At 47.1% G+C, this 13615-nt stretch carries 18 protein-coding genes; all 18 read left to right on the top strand.

The features are described from left to right. Nucleotides 1-2: 2 nt before the first annotated feature. A complete protein-coding gene (locus B5D35_RS15095) occupies nucleotides 3-899 on the top strand; it encodes a Mu-like prophage major head subunit gpT family protein (RefSeq protein WP_078753380.1) in 897 nt (298 codons plus the stop codon). Nucleotides 900-984: 85 nt separating this feature from the next. Further along, nucleotides 985-1233, top strand: a complete 249-nt coding sequence (locus B5D35_RS15090; RefSeq protein ID WP_078753379.1) for a hypothetical protein — start codon at nucleotides 985-987, stop codon at nucleotides 1231-1233. Between the two features lie 2 nt (nucleotides 1234-1235). Continuing rightward, complete coding sequence (locus B5D35_RS15085) at nucleotides 1236-1793, top strand: hypothetical protein (RefSeq protein WP_078753378.1); 558 nt, start codon at nucleotides 1236-1238, stop codon at nucleotides 1791-1793. A 38-nt stretch (nucleotides 1794-1831) separates the two neighbouring features. Next, the gene (locus B5D35_RS15080; RefSeq protein ID WP_170915191.1) at nucleotides 1832-2455 is read left to right on the top strand and encodes a hypothetical protein; all 624 of its coding nucleotides are present in this window, start codon (nucleotides 1832-1834) and stop codon (nucleotides 2453-2455) included. 24 nt (nucleotides 2456-2479) lie between these two features. Next, the gene (locus tag B5D35_RS15075; protein WP_069669250.1) at nucleotides 2480-2914 is read left to right on the top strand and encodes a gp436 family protein; all 435 of its coding nucleotides are present in this window, start codon (nucleotides 2480-2482) and stop codon (nucleotides 2912-2914) included. Continuing rightward, complete coding sequence (locus B5D35_RS15070; protein WP_078753377.1) at nucleotides 2914-3459, top strand: phage virion morphogenesis protein; 546 nt, start codon at nucleotides 2914-2916, stop codon at nucleotides 3457-3459. Before B5D35_RS15075 ends, B5D35_RS15070 begins: the two co-directional genes overlap by 1 nt. Further along, nucleotides 3452-4042 (top strand): hypothetical protein, encoded by a 591-nt coding sequence (locus tag B5D35_RS15065; protein ID WP_078753376.1) that lies wholly within the window; start codon nucleotides 3452-3454, stop codon nucleotides 4040-4042. Before B5D35_RS15070 ends, B5D35_RS15065 begins: the two co-directional genes overlap by 8 nt. A gap of 27 nt (nucleotides 4043-4069) precedes the next feature. Beyond that, nucleotides 4070-4351 (top strand): DUF2635 domain-containing protein, encoded by a 282-nt coding sequence (locus B5D35_RS15060; protein ID WP_078753375.1) that lies wholly within the window; start codon nucleotides 4070-4072, stop codon nucleotides 4349-4351. Between the two features lie 2 nt (nucleotides 4352-4353). Then, the gene (locus tag B5D35_RS15055; RefSeq protein ID WP_078753374.1) at nucleotides 4354-5832 is read left to right on the top strand and encodes a phage tail sheath subtilisin-like domain-containing protein; all 1479 of its coding nucleotides are present in this window, start codon (nucleotides 4354-4356) and stop codon (nucleotides 5830-5832) included. Between the two features lie 15 nt (nucleotides 5833-5847). Then, entirely contained in the window at nucleotides 5848-6201 is a 354-nt protein-coding gene (locus tag B5D35_RS15050; protein WP_069669255.1) for a phage tail tube protein, read from the top strand. Next, nucleotides 6201-6545: a phage tail assembly protein gene (locus B5D35_RS15045; protein ID WP_078753373.1), complete on the top strand. Its 345-nt coding sequence runs from the start codon at nucleotides 6201-6203 to the stop codon at nucleotides 6543-6545. Before B5D35_RS15050 ends, B5D35_RS15045 begins: the two co-directional genes overlap by 1 nt. Before the next feature lie 125 nt (nucleotides 6546-6670). Further along, nucleotides 6671-8449: a tape measure protein gene (locus tag B5D35_RS15040; protein ID WP_078753372.1), complete on the top strand. Its 1779-nt coding sequence runs from the start codon at nucleotides 6671-6673 to the stop codon at nucleotides 8447-8449. Nucleotides 8450-8460: 11 nt separating this feature from the next. Then, nucleotides 8461-9780, top strand: a complete 1320-nt coding sequence (locus B5D35_RS15035; RefSeq protein WP_078753371.1) for a DNA circularization protein — start codon at nucleotides 8461-8463, stop codon at nucleotides 9778-9780. Continuing rightward, the gene (locus B5D35_RS15030; protein ID WP_069669259.1) at nucleotides 9777-10865 is read left to right on the top strand and encodes a phage baseplate assembly protein; all 1089 of its coding nucleotides are present in this window, start codon (nucleotides 9777-9779) and stop codon (nucleotides 10863-10865) included. Before B5D35_RS15035 ends, B5D35_RS15030 begins: the two co-directional genes overlap by 4 nt. Beyond that, entirely contained in the window at nucleotides 10859-11464 is a 606-nt protein-coding gene (locus B5D35_RS15025; protein ID WP_078753370.1) for a phage baseplate assembly protein V, read from the top strand. The genes B5D35_RS15030 and B5D35_RS15025 overlap by 7 nt, the downstream gene beginning before the upstream one ends. A gap of 2 nt (nucleotides 11465-11466) precedes the next feature. Beyond that, nucleotides 11467-11922: a phage GP46 family protein gene (locus tag B5D35_RS15020; RefSeq protein ID WP_078753369.1), complete on the top strand. Its 456-nt coding sequence runs from the start codon at nucleotides 11467-11469 to the stop codon at nucleotides 11920-11922. Beyond that, nucleotides 11912-12979, top strand: a complete 1068-nt coding sequence (locus tag B5D35_RS15015) for a baseplate J/gp47 family protein (RefSeq protein ID WP_078753368.1) — start codon at nucleotides 11912-11914, stop codon at nucleotides 12977-12979. Before B5D35_RS15020 ends, B5D35_RS15015 begins: the two co-directional genes overlap by 11 nt. Next, complete coding sequence (locus B5D35_RS15010) at nucleotides 12964-13551, top strand: YmfQ family protein (protein ID WP_078753367.1); 588 nt, start codon at nucleotides 12964-12966, stop codon at nucleotides 13549-13551. The genes B5D35_RS15015 and B5D35_RS15010 overlap by 16 nt, the downstream gene beginning before the upstream one ends. Nucleotides 13552-13615 lie beyond the last annotated feature (64 nt).

Here is a 13615-nt window from a genome sequence, read left to right as displayed (position 1 = left end):
CAATGGCTACTGAAGCTCAAATTTTAGAGGCGTTGTTTGTCACAATGTCCACCGCCTACACCAAAGGCGTAGATGCTGCAAAACCGCAATGGAGCATGGTTGCCACTGAAGTACCAAGCTCAGGTGCGGCAAACTATTACGGTTGGCTAAAAGACTTACCAGGTATTGCCGAGTGGGTTGGTGATCGCCAACTGGTTGATATTGGTAAGCATGGTTATTCGATCGAAAACAAAACGTGGGAAAGCTCAATTTTCGTTAAACGTGAAGACGTTGAAGATGACCAGATTGGTATGTATTCCGTCATCGCTCAAAAATACGGTGAAGACGTTGCTTACTTCCCAGACACTTTAACGTACAAGCTTTTGTCTGATGGCTTTACAACATTGTGTTACGACGGCCAAAACTACTTTGATAGTGATCACCCGTTAGAAACCACACCTGCGTCAACGTTCTCGAACGTGGTGGGTGACCCGTCAACTGACACTGGTGAAGCGTGGTTCTTGCTTGATACATCCAAAGTGATTAAGCCTATTGTCTTCCAAAACCGTCGCCCGTTCGTGTTCAAGAACATGAACCCAAGCGAAGAATACACCTGGTTTAATAACAAGCTTGCAGCGGGTGTTGATGGTCGTTGTAACGTTGGTTTCTCTTTCCCTCAAATCGCGATTGGTTCTAAAGACACGCTAAACGAAGCGAACTATGCATTGGCGAAGAAGCAGCTGCTAGAGATGAAACGTGCAAACGGCACTCGCCTTGGCACTCGCGCTACCACGCTTGTGGTTGGCCCTGCGAACGAAGCTGCTGCTAAGAAGCTTATTAGCCGCATGTTGATTGAAGGTGGTGATTCCAACATCTACTACAACGACGTTGAAATTGTTGTTAGTACCGAAGTCGAGTAATCGATAACAGCGTAACCGCTTATCAGCCCTAGGGCGATGACGAGCTGGCGGTGTTCAATCACCGCCACGCTATCAAGGAGAATTCATGACTACTCGAATAGAAATCAATTCTGATGATTGGACGCTAATCTCTAGTGAAGCTGCTGGCTACATGGAAAATGAAGGTGGAAGCGTCGCTACGTTCAGAGTGGAAGATGCAAAGCCTGACGCCGCTGAGAAGTGGGGGCATAGCATTGGTTTATATGATGCTAAAGGTTGGTCTCGCGCTGTTGCTAAACCTATTTATGCACGCAGTGTTACCGCTAAAACGCACCTCATTGTTACCGAGGGTTAAGTATGTTTTTTGAAAACTCACCACTGATAAGCCAAAGCGCTACACCAGCACCTGAATCTGTTTTGCTCATGCGTGCCAGTTATGTCACGCCAGATGCGAACGATTTAAAACAAACGCTCGCGGCAGACAATACACCGGAAACGATTCTATTCAACGATGTGCCTTTGGCCTCTCCTGATATAGACGTTGACCTGGTGACTGGCGAATCAACCGCTTTAAAAGACTTTAGCGGCATGGTGAGTATCAATGCTTTGGTACTGCGTGAGAGTTCACCTTTTGCGGCCAGTGATTGGGGCATGTTTGCTGAGGTGTTTGATGGTAGCAATTGGGTTCCTGTTTCAGGTAGCCATCGACCGTTAACCCTTGGCTTTCAATTCGATAATGAAAAACGCCCGAATGACTTCACTGTTTCCATTTCTTTGCTTGCTGGCGACAAGTTCCGTTGGCGTCACTATACAACGGATGCAAGCAGCCAAGTGTCATTGGTTTCATTTGGTGCGGCGAATGGGTTGCCCTCTTCAGCGGGTGTGATCATGAGTTTCTGGGGCATTAAACCGTAATTTAATCGCCATTAAATATTCGTTTAAAGGAGTTCACAGTGAGTGGAACTAAAAAATCAACAACTGGAAAAGTTGGAAAAGTGGAAGGAAATTCCTCCACCGCTAAAGCGGAAGCCGAACAGAAAGCACTCGACAACGCCGATGCTGAATTAAAGGCCGAAGCAGAAGCTGAAACCAATGTTCAGTTAAAAACTACCGAACCGGAAGCATCAACAGCTGAAAGTTCATCTCAATCAGAGCCTGATTCTAAGAAACTTGAAAAGGTGGAGAACGACAAGCCGGAGCAAGATGCGTCGGTGGTGGGCACTGAAACCAAAGAAGGAAAGGCAAGTGAGAAAGTGGATTCAAAGAAAGATGATGTGGTTCATCCTGGGGATGGCGTTGACGCTATCGGTATTCTTGGCGCTTTCAAAGTATGCGCTAAATCAGATGCTGGGTTTTGGCGCTCAGGCGTTCAGTTCCATCGTCTCCAAGAAAAACTGGTGCTTGTGGTGGAGCAAGAGCCGGATGCGTCTGCGCGAGTTCATGCGAAAGATCATGAACCAGAGTGCGTGGTGTTCCTCTCTCCTGAAAAGGCGAAGCGAGTACACGACGAGCCGCACCTGACGGTTGAAGTTGTTGAGCTTGAAGACGTACTCGATCTTCAAGACATGCAGCAATAACGTTTTTAAAAGGTAGTAAATACGATGGCAACTTACGCAACTAAACAAGACTTACTTGATCGTGATGAGCAGATGCTGTGGAACTTTGCGGTAGACCGCACCACAGGCGAACTCAACGATGTTTGGATTAACCAGGCATTAGACCAAGCTGATGAAGAGATTAACTCTTTCTTAGGTCGTCGTTATGTTCTGCCACTGCCGACTGTGCCAGGCATGTTGAATAAGGTTGCCATCACTATTGCGTTCTACTGGTTAGCCGACCGTGACCAACAGGCCACGAACCTACTAGAAGAGCGCTACAAGATGCAGCTTGAAACCCTGCGTGAGATAGCCAATGGCAAGCGCGAACTTGGTTTGCCAACCATCGAAGCCCCAAGCGAAAGCAGCGTGGGCAAGGTTGAGCTGATTCAAGAGAACGAGCGCCAGTTCACCCGCAACAGTTTGAAAGGCGTCTTGTAATGTCGATTGGTGTTCAAGTGTCGGGAACGCAAGAGCTTGAGCGCTATCAACAGCTGCTTGAAACCCTAAGCGACCCAAAGCACAAAGTTGAATTGCTTGATTCGTTAGGTGGAATTGTAGAGAGCCAAACCAGAAGAAGAATCGCCGATGAGAAAACGTCACCTGATGGTCAGCGTTGGGATGATTGGTCTAGCAGTTATGCGAAGACTCGACATGGAAACCAATCCCTTTTGCAAGGCGAAGGCGATTTGTTGGACTCCATCCAGTACCAGGTGCAGCGCAACCAAGTTCGAATTGGATCGCCGCTGGCCTACGCTGGCGTTCATCAAGATGGCTTTTCTGGTCCGGTTCAAGTGTCTGCTCATACGCGCCTTATCACACAAGCCTTTGGTAAAGCGTTGGCATTTCCGGTCTATCAGTCTGTAGGGGCGTTCACTCGCATGATGAACATTCCACAGAGTGAATACTTAGGGCTAAGTACCGACAACCAATCTGAAGTGTATGCGGTTATCGGTGACTTCTGGAAGGAGTTAATGAATGTCTAGACCCGACTTTACCACCAGTGGTTCTACCGTTTGGGCCGTGAATGAAATCGTTCAGTACCTTAAGCCAAAGCTTGAAGGTGGTGTGCGTGAAATAGAAAAGATCCAAACCGTTGAGCGCCACATTGGCCGCTTTGATAAGGCTGATGATATTAAGCGCTGGATGTCGAACCGTGACGGTGGCGTTCGTATTGCTGCCCTACGTGTTCCGCAATATGAAACTGTGGGTAATCGCTTAATTGGTAACGTTAACCTGGTGGCCTATGTGTTTACCACCGACCAGTTCGGTTACGAAAAAGACCTACGTGCTGAAGTGGTCGCAGGAAAGTTAGTACGTGAACTGGTGGATAGAAGCGCACTGCCAACATCCTATGGTCGCGTTGAAAACGTACGTAGTGACAATTTATACAGCGGTGAAATTGACAGGCTTGGTATTGCTATCTGGTCTGTCACTTGGTCGCAGCAATGGTACTTAGATGAAGAGATTGATCTCAGTACGTTAGATGACTTCATTACCTTTGGTCTGAAAGGTGAAATCGCAGATGGCGCACCCACCATTGATGGTGAAGTGAAGCTGCCTCAATAAACCGTGACAAAAATATAGGACTTAATCATGTCGTTAAAAAAGAATCTGATCCCCATTAAACCCAAGAGCGCCGAAGTGCCTGTACGCAAACCTGAAGGTGGTTTTGTTAACGCAGCTGGTGAAGAAGTCGAACGCACAGGCTACTGGGTTCGAAGAATTAATGATGGCGACGTGGTGCTAGTCCCTCAAAAAGATTGGGATGCAGCCAAGGCGGCACTGGCAAAAGAAAAAGCCGATGCCATCGAGCAACAAAAGAAAGCGCTGGCGAAAGAAGCCAAGGCTACAACCTCTAAAACTGAAGGAGAATAAGCATGTCATTAGGCTCTATTCCTAACGATATTCGAGTACCACTCGTTTATATCGAGATCGACAACAGCGAAGCGAATTCAGGCACACCCGCTTTGGCTCAGAAAGTATTAGTCCTTGGCCAACAGCTGGCAACGGGCAGTGCTGACGCACTTACACTGAATCGCATTACGACAAGTGAAAGCCAAATGGATGACCTTTACGGTAAAGGTTCAATGCTTTCTCTTACGCTTAAGAAGTTCCGCAAAACCAATGAATATACAGACGTGTATGCATTGGGTGTGGCTGACTTAGCAGCAAGTGCGGCTAAGGGTGAGATTGCTGTTACGGCAACCACGGTTAAGGCAGGTGTGATCGCGTTATTGATTGCTGGCGAAAGCGTGCAGGTAACGGTGAAAGACACTGACGATGCTGATTCTATTGCGACGGCCATCATTGCTAAGGTGAATGCTGATACCAATCTGCCTGTTACTGCTGCTTTGAAAACAGCTGAGACAGATATTGTAGAGCTGACGTGTAAATGGACAGGTATTACGGGCGACGATATCGATATCCGTTACAACTACTACGACGGTGAGTTTTTGCCCAGTGGCGTGACTATTGCGATTACTGCCATGACAGGCGGTGCAGGAACGCCAGACATGAGCGCTGTTATCGCGGCGATTCCGAACGAATGGTACAACCATATCGTGATGCCATTTAACGATACCCAATCAATGAATGACCTACGTGACGAGCTGATTAATCGTTGGGGCCCACTCAAGATGATTGAAGGCATTGCTTATACCGCGTTCCGTGGCACCTTTGCTGAGACGGGTGCGTTTGGCTCTGCGCGTAATGACTTCTTGTTTACGTGTATGGGTACGAACAGTTCGCCAAACTCGCCTTGGGAATTCGCTGCCGCTTATGCAGGCCGTGCGTCTTACTCGCTTGGTATTGACCCTGCTCGCCCACTTCAAACGTTAGTGCTAACCAGTTTGCTGCCACCGGCTAAAACCGCTCAGTGGGACATGACCGAACGCAATCTACTTTTGCACGATGGCATTGCGACCTATTCCGTTACGCCAGGTAATGAAATTGCAATTGAGCGTGAAGTGTCAATGTACCGTGAGAACGTGTATGGCGACCCAGACCCAAGTTACCTCGATATTACTACACCAGCGACATTGGGTTACTTGCGTTACTCACTTCGAACCATGGTGACTAACCGATTCCCTCGCCATAAGTTGGCAGGTGACGATGTACTTGATCGCCTTGACCCTGGTCAGCCTGTGGTGACACCAAAGATTATGCGCAATGCCGTGTTAGAGCTTGCCAATAATGACTGGGTGCCAAGTGCGTTGATGGAAGATTTCGATGGTTTCAAAGAGACGTTGGAACTGTATCGAGATACGAGTGATCAGAACCGTTTGAACTGTGTGTTTAAGCCAGACATTGTGAATCAGTTCCGTATTTTCGCCGCACTAATGCAGTTCAAACTTTAATAGGGAGTACACACCATGGGACAAATCCTTGGTCAAGTTGTTGTTCGTGCTAACAGCAAGCAACTAAAAACAAAGAAGGGTTCAACTTTGAACCCAGGTGGTTTCACTCACGTTTCTCACGCAGGGCCAAACCGTATTTGGGGTAAGTCGAAAGAGTTCACGCCATCTACTGTAGCGGTAGTCATTGCTGCTGATGAAGATGTGGATGTCATCGAGATTAATAACATGACAGACGCCACTTTAACTTGGGAAGGCGATAACGGTGTCGACTACATGATTACAGGTGCATCACCACAAGCCCCTTTCCAGTTAAGTGACTCTGGTGATATTACGGGCACGTTCGAAGGCAACCCTGCGGAGAAAATCTAATGGCCATCATGACCTTTGCATTGGATCATGGTTTCAAGGTGGGCGAAGCCGTCCACCATGAAGTTGGTCTAAGAGAGTTAAGCTCTGGTGATTACATCGATGCGCAGTTAGCGGCAGAGAAAGTGATCGTGAATGAGGGTGTGGCCATGGCGTACACCTCTGATGTGCTTTATGGCATTGAGCTTCTTGTTCGTCAGGTTGAGTACATTGGCAGTGTTCAGGGGCCTATCTCTATCAAGGAGTTAAGAAAGCTGCACCAAGACGACTTTAAACTGCTGCAAGAAAAAGCAAGTGAGCTTGATGAGCTGATTACCAAGGAGCTCGAAAACAGGGGGCGATCTTAAGGCGCTACCGGAAGTCTGTGAAAACTTGCAACTTGCGATGTGTTCAAGAATTCCGTTAAGCGTCACCACTGCCATGCCTTTGCGGCGACTACTCAAAACCTATCGAAAACTAAGAGAACAATCCAATGGCACAGAAACTTGAAACCGATATTGTCTTAAACCTTGCAGGTAACCTAGCGGCTAAGGCGCGTCAGTATGGTAATTCGATGGGTGAGTTCGCCAAGAAAAACCAAAAAGCCATGACACTCGTTAAAACCTCGACCGCCGCAGCTGGTCGAGGTATTGACGCTTTAGGTAATCGCTATGTAGGTATGGCCACGGCATTTGCGACAGGGGCAACCGTGCGTAATGTAGCTGCATTTGATTCCCAGATGGTTCGTATCGGTACTGATGCAAAATTAAGTGCAGAGCAAGTCGAAAGCTTAAAAGCTTCAGTTCAAGATATTGCGAACAATAAAGATATACGCATTAGCGCCCCAGATTTAGCCTCTGCTGTTGGCGGCGTGTTAGGTAAGTCTGGTGATTTAGAGTTTTTAAATGAAAACTTAGAAAATATGGGCTTATTTATGCAAGCTTTTGGTGTCGATGCGCAATCTACAGCTGCAATTTTTTCACAGTTCAGGGAGAAAGGTGTTCGTGATGCCGAATTGGTTAGAAAGACTATTGATGACCTATATGGGCAATTTGCGATAGGTAGTGTTAGCGTAAAAGAGCTTGCTGAGGTGTCAGCACAATTGTTTTCTACCTATCAAGGCAAAGGTCCTGATGCTGTAAAACAAATGGGAGCTTTACTCCAATTATTTGCTAAGACCAAAGGTAATGCCAATGAGGCTCTAACCTCTATTCAAGCTGTTTTTTCAACATTTTCAGATAAGAAGAAAATTGAATTCTTAGATCAGCGAGGAATTGATGTTTTCAAAAAAGGCACAAAGGAAATAAAGGAGCCTGTTGAACTACTTCTTGAAATTTTAGATGCAGCAAAAAACGATCCTGTAAAATTAGGTGATGTTTTTGATGGAACTGCAATTGAAGGCTTGTCATCGCTCTACGATATAATGAATAAAGATCTCATTCGTAAAATGACCGGAGATATTGGAGTTGCGGGTGATACCCAAAAGGCCGCAGCAAAAAACGCCGCTACATTTAATAGTTCTTTAACTGCTTTAGATAATACATTCCAGAAATTCGCTAACCAAAGACTTGCTGAGCCTATTCAAGATTTAGCTGACACTATCAATAGCATTGATGATGAAACCATCCAAAACTGGTTGAAATGGGGAGAAGCAGCTGCATGGGCTGTAGGTGGCTTGGTTGTGGCCAAGAAAGGTTTAGATGTTGTAAATGCTGCTGGTAGGTTCTTAGGTAAAGGTAAGGGTGGCGATGCAGGCGGTAAAGGTGGTTTTCAAGACTTAGGCGCGATGCCTGTGTTTGTTGTAAATATGCCAGGTGGTGGCATGGGTGGTTTAGGTGGTGATCTTCCTGATGGAAAAGGAAATGGCGGCAAAGGTTCAGGTGCAACGAAACCAAGCAGAACGGGCGCAGCTTTGAAAGGCGCTGCGGCAGCGACAATCATTTACCCTGTTGTTGATACTGTGCTTGATTCTCTGATTGGCGGTACAGATTTCGGGAAGTGGGCCAAGTCAACAACAGTAGGTGACTTGTTTGGTGGGGCTTCAGACAAAGCCATCACTGAAGAAAAAGTAAATGCTTATATGAATGAACCATCAAATCAAAATCTTCCTTCTTATTTAACTGGTAATTATCCTCAGATTGATGGCCAATCTAACTATCCTATTGGCGGGCAAGTGAATGTAAAAGTTGATGTATCAGGCGACAGACCAAAAGTAACCGCCACTTCCTCTTCACCAACCATTCAAATCGACCCAGATACGGGTACAAATTAAAGGGGCTTTAAATGGCATTTGAAGATCGTTTAACCGCCTCTATTCGTGGTGTTGAATTTTTCCTAGATGATGCAAGTGGTGACTTTGGTCGCCGTGCTATCCCTCATGCTTACCCTAAGCGTGAACAAGGCTATACCGAAGATAACGGTAAAGTGCTTCAACAAGAAATGATTAATGGCCGCACTGTGGGTGATGGCTACTTTGAGAAACTACAGCAAATCATTGAAGCGATTAATACACCAGGGCCGTGTGAACTGATTCATCCTTGGTTTGGCGTTCGTAAGGTTCAGGTTGGTAAAGGCAGCTTTAAGTTAGTCAATAAAACAGACGGATTAGCCACGTTTAGCTTTGAGGTGTTTGAACAAGGTGAAAACCTATTCCCGAATTCAAAGCGCGATACCGCAAGCCAGGTGCAAGGTGAATCAACCAAGTCACAAGATGCGGCTAATGATGCCTTTGAGAAAGAATTTGATGAGACGGCCACGGAAGGTGTGGGCGATATGGTTGATCAGTTCTTAGATGACTTGGATGAATTCACTCGTGGTTTGCCATCACTACCTAGTGAGCTGCGTGAGTGGACAGATCGCCTTATGCGTACCAAAGATTCCATTGGCAACCTATTGGCCTACCCTGGTGAATTAGCGCGTGAAACCATGGGCCTGTTGGAAGACGTGAAAGGCGTGGTTACTGACCCTATTCGTGCCCTCGATGTTTACCAGAACGTGCAAAACCGTTGGGATGGTATGCGCGCTGAGCTGGCTGTTACTGGTGGTTTAAGCCGTAACATCGATAGCGCTGATGGCTTCGCGAGTTCAGTGCCTAGTGTGGCCGACCCTGTGAAGCAGCAAGCCGTGCTAAATAATGCCGATGCGTACAAGCGTTTGATTATGAATTCTGCGACTGTGTCTAAGGCTTCAGCAATGGGTGACGCGGATATTGGTGTTGATTTGGTTGATACCGATGAGTCGATTAATAGCCTTTCGGGTGCTGACCGTAAAGCCGTATTAACAGGTGAGCAGTACAAGAAGATTGGGTATGACATTGCTAATGAATTAGCAGAGCTTTCTGCAAATGCCGTTGAACTTGGTGACTCTGCTGTGTGGCGTCAGTTTCGTGTGCTGCGTCAAGCGGTGCTGGCGGATACCAGAGCAAGAGCCGAGTTGTTGCCTCAGTTAAGTATTTACACGCCCACCAGTACGGTGCCTGTTTCTTTGGTTGCATGGCAAGAGAACGGCGACACTGAAACGCGCCAGAGCATTGTGCGTCGTAATGGCTTATCTAATCCGTCTTTTATCTTGCCTTCAGATTCCATTGAGGTGATTAGCTCATGACAACGCAGTTAGATGAAATTGTATTGAAAGCTGGCGGTAATGTTTACGGTGGCTGGACTAAGGTCAGTGTGACTCGCTCAATCAATGCGATGTCTGGTTCATTTGATTTAGAACTGACTTGGAAGTGGCAAGGCTCTGACGATAAATACAAAGCCTTCATGGAGCCGATTCAGCAAGGGCAACCTTGTGTGATTGAAATTGGTGGTGAGCGCGTGATTACGGGCTATGTGGATGATTGGGTGCCAAGTTACGATGCAAACCAGGTGATGATATCGGTGAGCGGTCGAGACAAAACCGCTGACTTAGTGGATTGCTCGATTGACTACCCTTCAGGCCAGTTCAACAACCAAACGTTAACTCAGATTGCTAACGTGGTATGTAAGCCTTTCGGTATTAAAGTGATCGTGAATACCGATGTGGGCGCGGCGTTCCCTCGTATTCAAATCGAGCAAGGTGAAACACCGCATGAGCTGCTTGCTCGTCTAGCGCGTCAGCGTGGTGTGCTGTTAACCAGTGACACGTTTGGCAACCTTGTGATCGTGCGTAGAAGTACAGAGCGTGCGGGTGTGTCTTTAATCCTTGGTGAGAATGTGAAAGCTGCGCGTGGTCGCTTCAGCTGGCGTCAGCGTTTTAGTAGCTTTACGGTTAAGGCTGTCGGTGCTTCGTTTGGCTCGTGGGATGATTCCGCACTGTCAACGGTTGGCGGTATCAAAGCTGAAGTGAAAGATGCAGATATCAATCGCTATCGCCCAATGATTATTATCAACGAAGAAATCACTACTGCGGAAGGTGCAGCCAAGCGCGGCCAATGGGAACGCCAACGCAGTATTGCTACCTCCAATGGTGCAGAGTACACGGTGACAGGGTGGCGAATTCCGCAAACGGGCAAGTTATGGAACTTCAATACGGTAGTACCAGTTCAAGATGAGATTGTAGGTTTGGATGAAGATATGCTGATTGCCTCGATCATGTTTAGCGAAGATGATTCAGGTCGTCTGGCTGTGGTCAGTGTGGTGAAACCAGAAGCGTTTGACATCCCTGCGGAAGTTGAAAAACAAACGACATTAGGCGGTGGTCAATGGTAACTCAACGTTATATTGAGCGATTGCTTGCCCCTATTAAACGCCGCATTACAGGTTCGATTACTCGCGCTGTGGTGTCTGGCGTGGTTGAAGATTTACAGCGCCAAAACTTGCAACTTAAAATGCACGCTGATGAATCTGTTGATGACATCGAGCGCTTTCAAAACTACGGTTGCAGTTCGTTCCCACCTATAGGCTCTGAAGCCATTCTTGCGGCTATCGGTGGCAATCTAGGTAACTTGGTTGCTGTAGCTGTTGAAGATAAAAAATATCGTCCAAAGGGTGAAAGCGGTGACGTTTTCCTCTACCATTTGGAAGGTCATAAAATCCGCTTAACCAAAGATGGCAAGGTGGTTGTTACAGCAACCGACGTTATTTTTGAAGCCGCTAATTCCTTCACTATTATTTCCCCTGAAACATTGATTCAAGGCCCTTTGCATGTGACAGGTGGGATATCTACAGACCTTGGTATTTTTGCTACTGGCGGCATTACTTCTGCCAGCGTTGTTAGCGGTTTAGATTTTACCGCAGGCGGCTTTAGCTACCTTGGCCATTTCCACAAAGATGCAGAGAACAGGAATACTTCAGTACCAGTGGGTTAACTATGAGCGTGAGCATCGTGTTCGACATGATGAAAAACACAGGAATCATTATCGAGGGCGGAAGTGTCGCAGATGACACAGTTTCAGCCCTCGTTTTGATTTCGTTGTTCACTGATGCCCGCGCCGATACTTCAGACCGCTTACCCGACGATTCAAACGACTTTAGAGGCTGGCCAGGTGACACGTTTTACGATGCACCGTGGGGCTCTAAACTTTGGCTGCTTTACCGTGAAAAACTGACTACCGATGTGCGCAATCGTGCGGTGAAATACGCAGAGGATGCACTGGCTTGGATGTTGGTTGATAGCGGTGATGGCCAGATGGCAAAAAGTGTGTCTGTGGTTGGCTCTATTCCTCGTTTTCAAACCCTTGCCTTGTCTATCAATATCACCAAACCAGACAACGAAGTCATCTCACTGACCGTTATGAAACGATGGGAGGCGCAACGTGCCGTTTAACGTTCCTACGCTACGCCAGCTTATTGAAAGCGGTTTAATCGATATTGAAGCCTCGTTAGATGAGGTTTTACCTAAGTTTGGCATTGAGCAAGCGCTTAACTCTTCTGTGAGTGGCAGCGTTCGTGATCTCTACGATTACCAATCTTGGATTGTGCGTCAAATCATCCCTTCTACTGAATCTGAAGACCAGACCATCATCGATGCAGCGCGCTATGAAGGCGTGATTCAAAAGCTTGCAACGAATGCCGCTGGCCCCGTTACTTTTACAGGTAATGTGCCTATTCCCGTTGGTACTGTGATGACGCATTCTGATGGCCGATTATATCGAGTGACGCTATCTAATGCGCCAGACAGTGGCAGCGTTTTAGTGGAAGTAGAAGCGGAAGAATCAGGCGCGGCGGGTAATCTCGCGGCAGGTGAAACGCTGACATTGGTCTCAACCGTGCCAGGTATTCAACCTAATGGTGTGACGGGTGAAATCTCAGGTGGTGCGGAAATAGAATCCGTTGCTGAAGTGCTTGAGCGTTTACTGTTTCGTAAGCGTAACCCACCAATGGGCGGCGCGGTGCATGACTACGTGGCATGGTGCCGTGAAGTCGCAGGGGTTACTCGTGCTTGGGCTATCGATGCCTATCAAGGTGGCTCGACGGTTGGCTATGCATTTGTCTTTGATGGCCGTACAGACATTCTGCCTAATGTCACCGACCAACAAGCGATGTCTGATTATATTTATCGCCATAAAGACCCAGCAACAGGGAGTGACGTTGGTCGCCCTGCTGGCATCGAGCCAGTGCCGATTCAGTTAACGCTGAAAGTGACGGATTTAGACATCAATATCACACCAGATAACACAGAGCTTCGCGCCAGTGTGCAGACCAGTATCAACAGCTATTTTAAAACGTTAAGCCCTGCTAGTACCTTGCTTGTGAGTGCAGTGCGCACCGCTATTGGTTCAGTACCAGGTATTGAAGACTATTCGCTAGATCTGAATGCTGACGTTCCTGCTGCATCGAATGAGTTACATGAGCTTGGAGTGATCACATGGGCCACTCTGTAGAGCAATGGACTAACTCAATCATGGCGCAAATGCCACGAGGTATCTTGTGGCAGCGTTCAGCATCGTTAGACCTTCATAAATACGCGGCAGGCTATGCGCCAAGGCTAGAAGCAGTAGAGGCAAGCGCAGACAGTTTATTGTTAGAAATGCGCCCTGAAATCACTCAGCAATTACTAGACGAATGGGAAGAGTATTTAGGGCTTCCAGAGTGCCAAGTTCAAAACCAGACGTTTGAATCGCGCCGTGCAGCTGTGGTTGAAAAGTATCACCGTAAAGGTGGTTTGCAAGCATGGAACATCGACAAGCTAGGCGCTGATTTAGGGTTTGACATCGAGGTTGAAGAAATCTTCCCTCACCACTGTTTACGTGGTTGTACTTATCCTCTCTATGAAGAGAAGTACCGCCACTTATTACGTATTCGCGTCAAAGGCATTACACAAGCTTACGCAACGTGCCTAGACGATTGTTTAACCCCGTTAGTATCTCAAACCGCCGCTATTCTGGAATGTACGCTAAACCAGTTTAAGTTAGGCGGTAAGTACTATGAATTCATCTATGAGGAGAGCGTGTAATGCACTATCTCAATAATGGCTCTCAGGTCGAGAACGTCCCACCACTCAAGCCAAGAGTCGGTAC

The organism is Enterovibrio nigricans DSM 22720, assembly GCF_900167155.1.
Classification (GTDB): Bacteria; Pseudomonadota; Gammaproteobacteria; order Enterobacterales; family Vibrionaceae; genus Enterovibrio; species Enterovibrio nigricans.
Note: the sequence above shows the minus strand (reverse complement) of the source record. Positions and strands in the feature narration are given on the sequence as shown.

Bases quoted from the DNA above. Each gene is read 5' to 3' on its own strand.
- B5D35_RS15095 (WP_078753380.1), top strand. From the start codon at position 3: ATGGCTACTGAAGCTCAAATTTTAGAGGCGTTGTTTGTCACAATGTCC.
- B5D35_RS15090 (WP_078753379.1), top strand. From the start codon at position 985: ATGACTACTCGAATAGAAATCAATTCTGATGATTGGACGCTAATCTCT.
- B5D35_RS15085 (WP_078753378.1), top strand. From the start codon at position 1,236: ATGTTTTTTGAAAACTCACCACTGATAAGCCAAAGCGCTACACCAGCA.
- B5D35_RS15075 (WP_069669250.1), top strand. From the start codon at position 2,480: ATGGCAACTTACGCAACTAAACAAGACTTACTTGATCGTGATGAGCAG.
- B5D35_RS15070 (WP_078753377.1), top strand. From the start codon at position 2,914: ATGTCGATTGGTGTTCAAGTGTCGGGAACGCAAGAGCTTGAGCGCTAT.
- B5D35_RS15065 (WP_078753376.1), top strand. From the start codon at position 3,452: ATGTCTAGACCCGACTTTACCACCAGTGGTTCTACCGTTTGGGCCGTG.
- B5D35_RS15060 (WP_078753375.1), top strand. From the start codon at position 4,070: ATGTCGTTAAAAAAGAATCTGATCCCCATTAAACCCAAGAGCGCCGAA.
- B5D35_RS15055 (WP_078753374.1), top strand. From the start codon at position 4,354: ATGTCATTAGGCTCTATTCCTAACGATATTCGAGTACCACTCGTTTAT.
- B5D35_RS15050 (WP_069669255.1), top strand. From the start codon at position 5,848: ATGGGACAAATCCTTGGTCAAGTTGTTGTTCGTGCTAACAGCAAGCAA.
- B5D35_RS15045 (WP_078753373.1), top strand. From the start codon at position 6,201: ATGGCCATCATGACCTTTGCATTGGATCATGGTTTCAAGGTGGGCGAA.
- B5D35_RS15040 (WP_078753372.1), top strand. From the start codon at position 6,671: ATGGCACAGAAACTTGAAACCGATATTGTCTTAAACCTTGCAGGTAAC.
- B5D35_RS15035 (WP_078753371.1), top strand. From the start codon at position 8,461: ATGGCATTTGAAGATCGTTTAACCGCCTCTATTCGTGGTGTTGAATTT.
- B5D35_RS15030 (WP_069669259.1), top strand. From the start codon at position 9,777: ATGACAACGCAGTTAGATGAAATTGTATTGAAAGCTGGCGGTAATGTT.
- B5D35_RS15025 (WP_078753370.1), top strand. From the start codon at position 10,859: ATGGTAACTCAACGTTATATTGAGCGATTGCTTGCCCCTATTAAACGC.
- B5D35_RS15020 (WP_078753369.1), top strand. From the start codon at position 11,467: ATGAGCGTGAGCATCGTGTTCGACATGATGAAAAACACAGGAATCATT.
- B5D35_RS15010 (WP_078753367.1), top strand. From the start codon at position 12,964: ATGGGCCACTCTGTAGAGCAATGGACTAACTCAATCATGGCGCAAATG.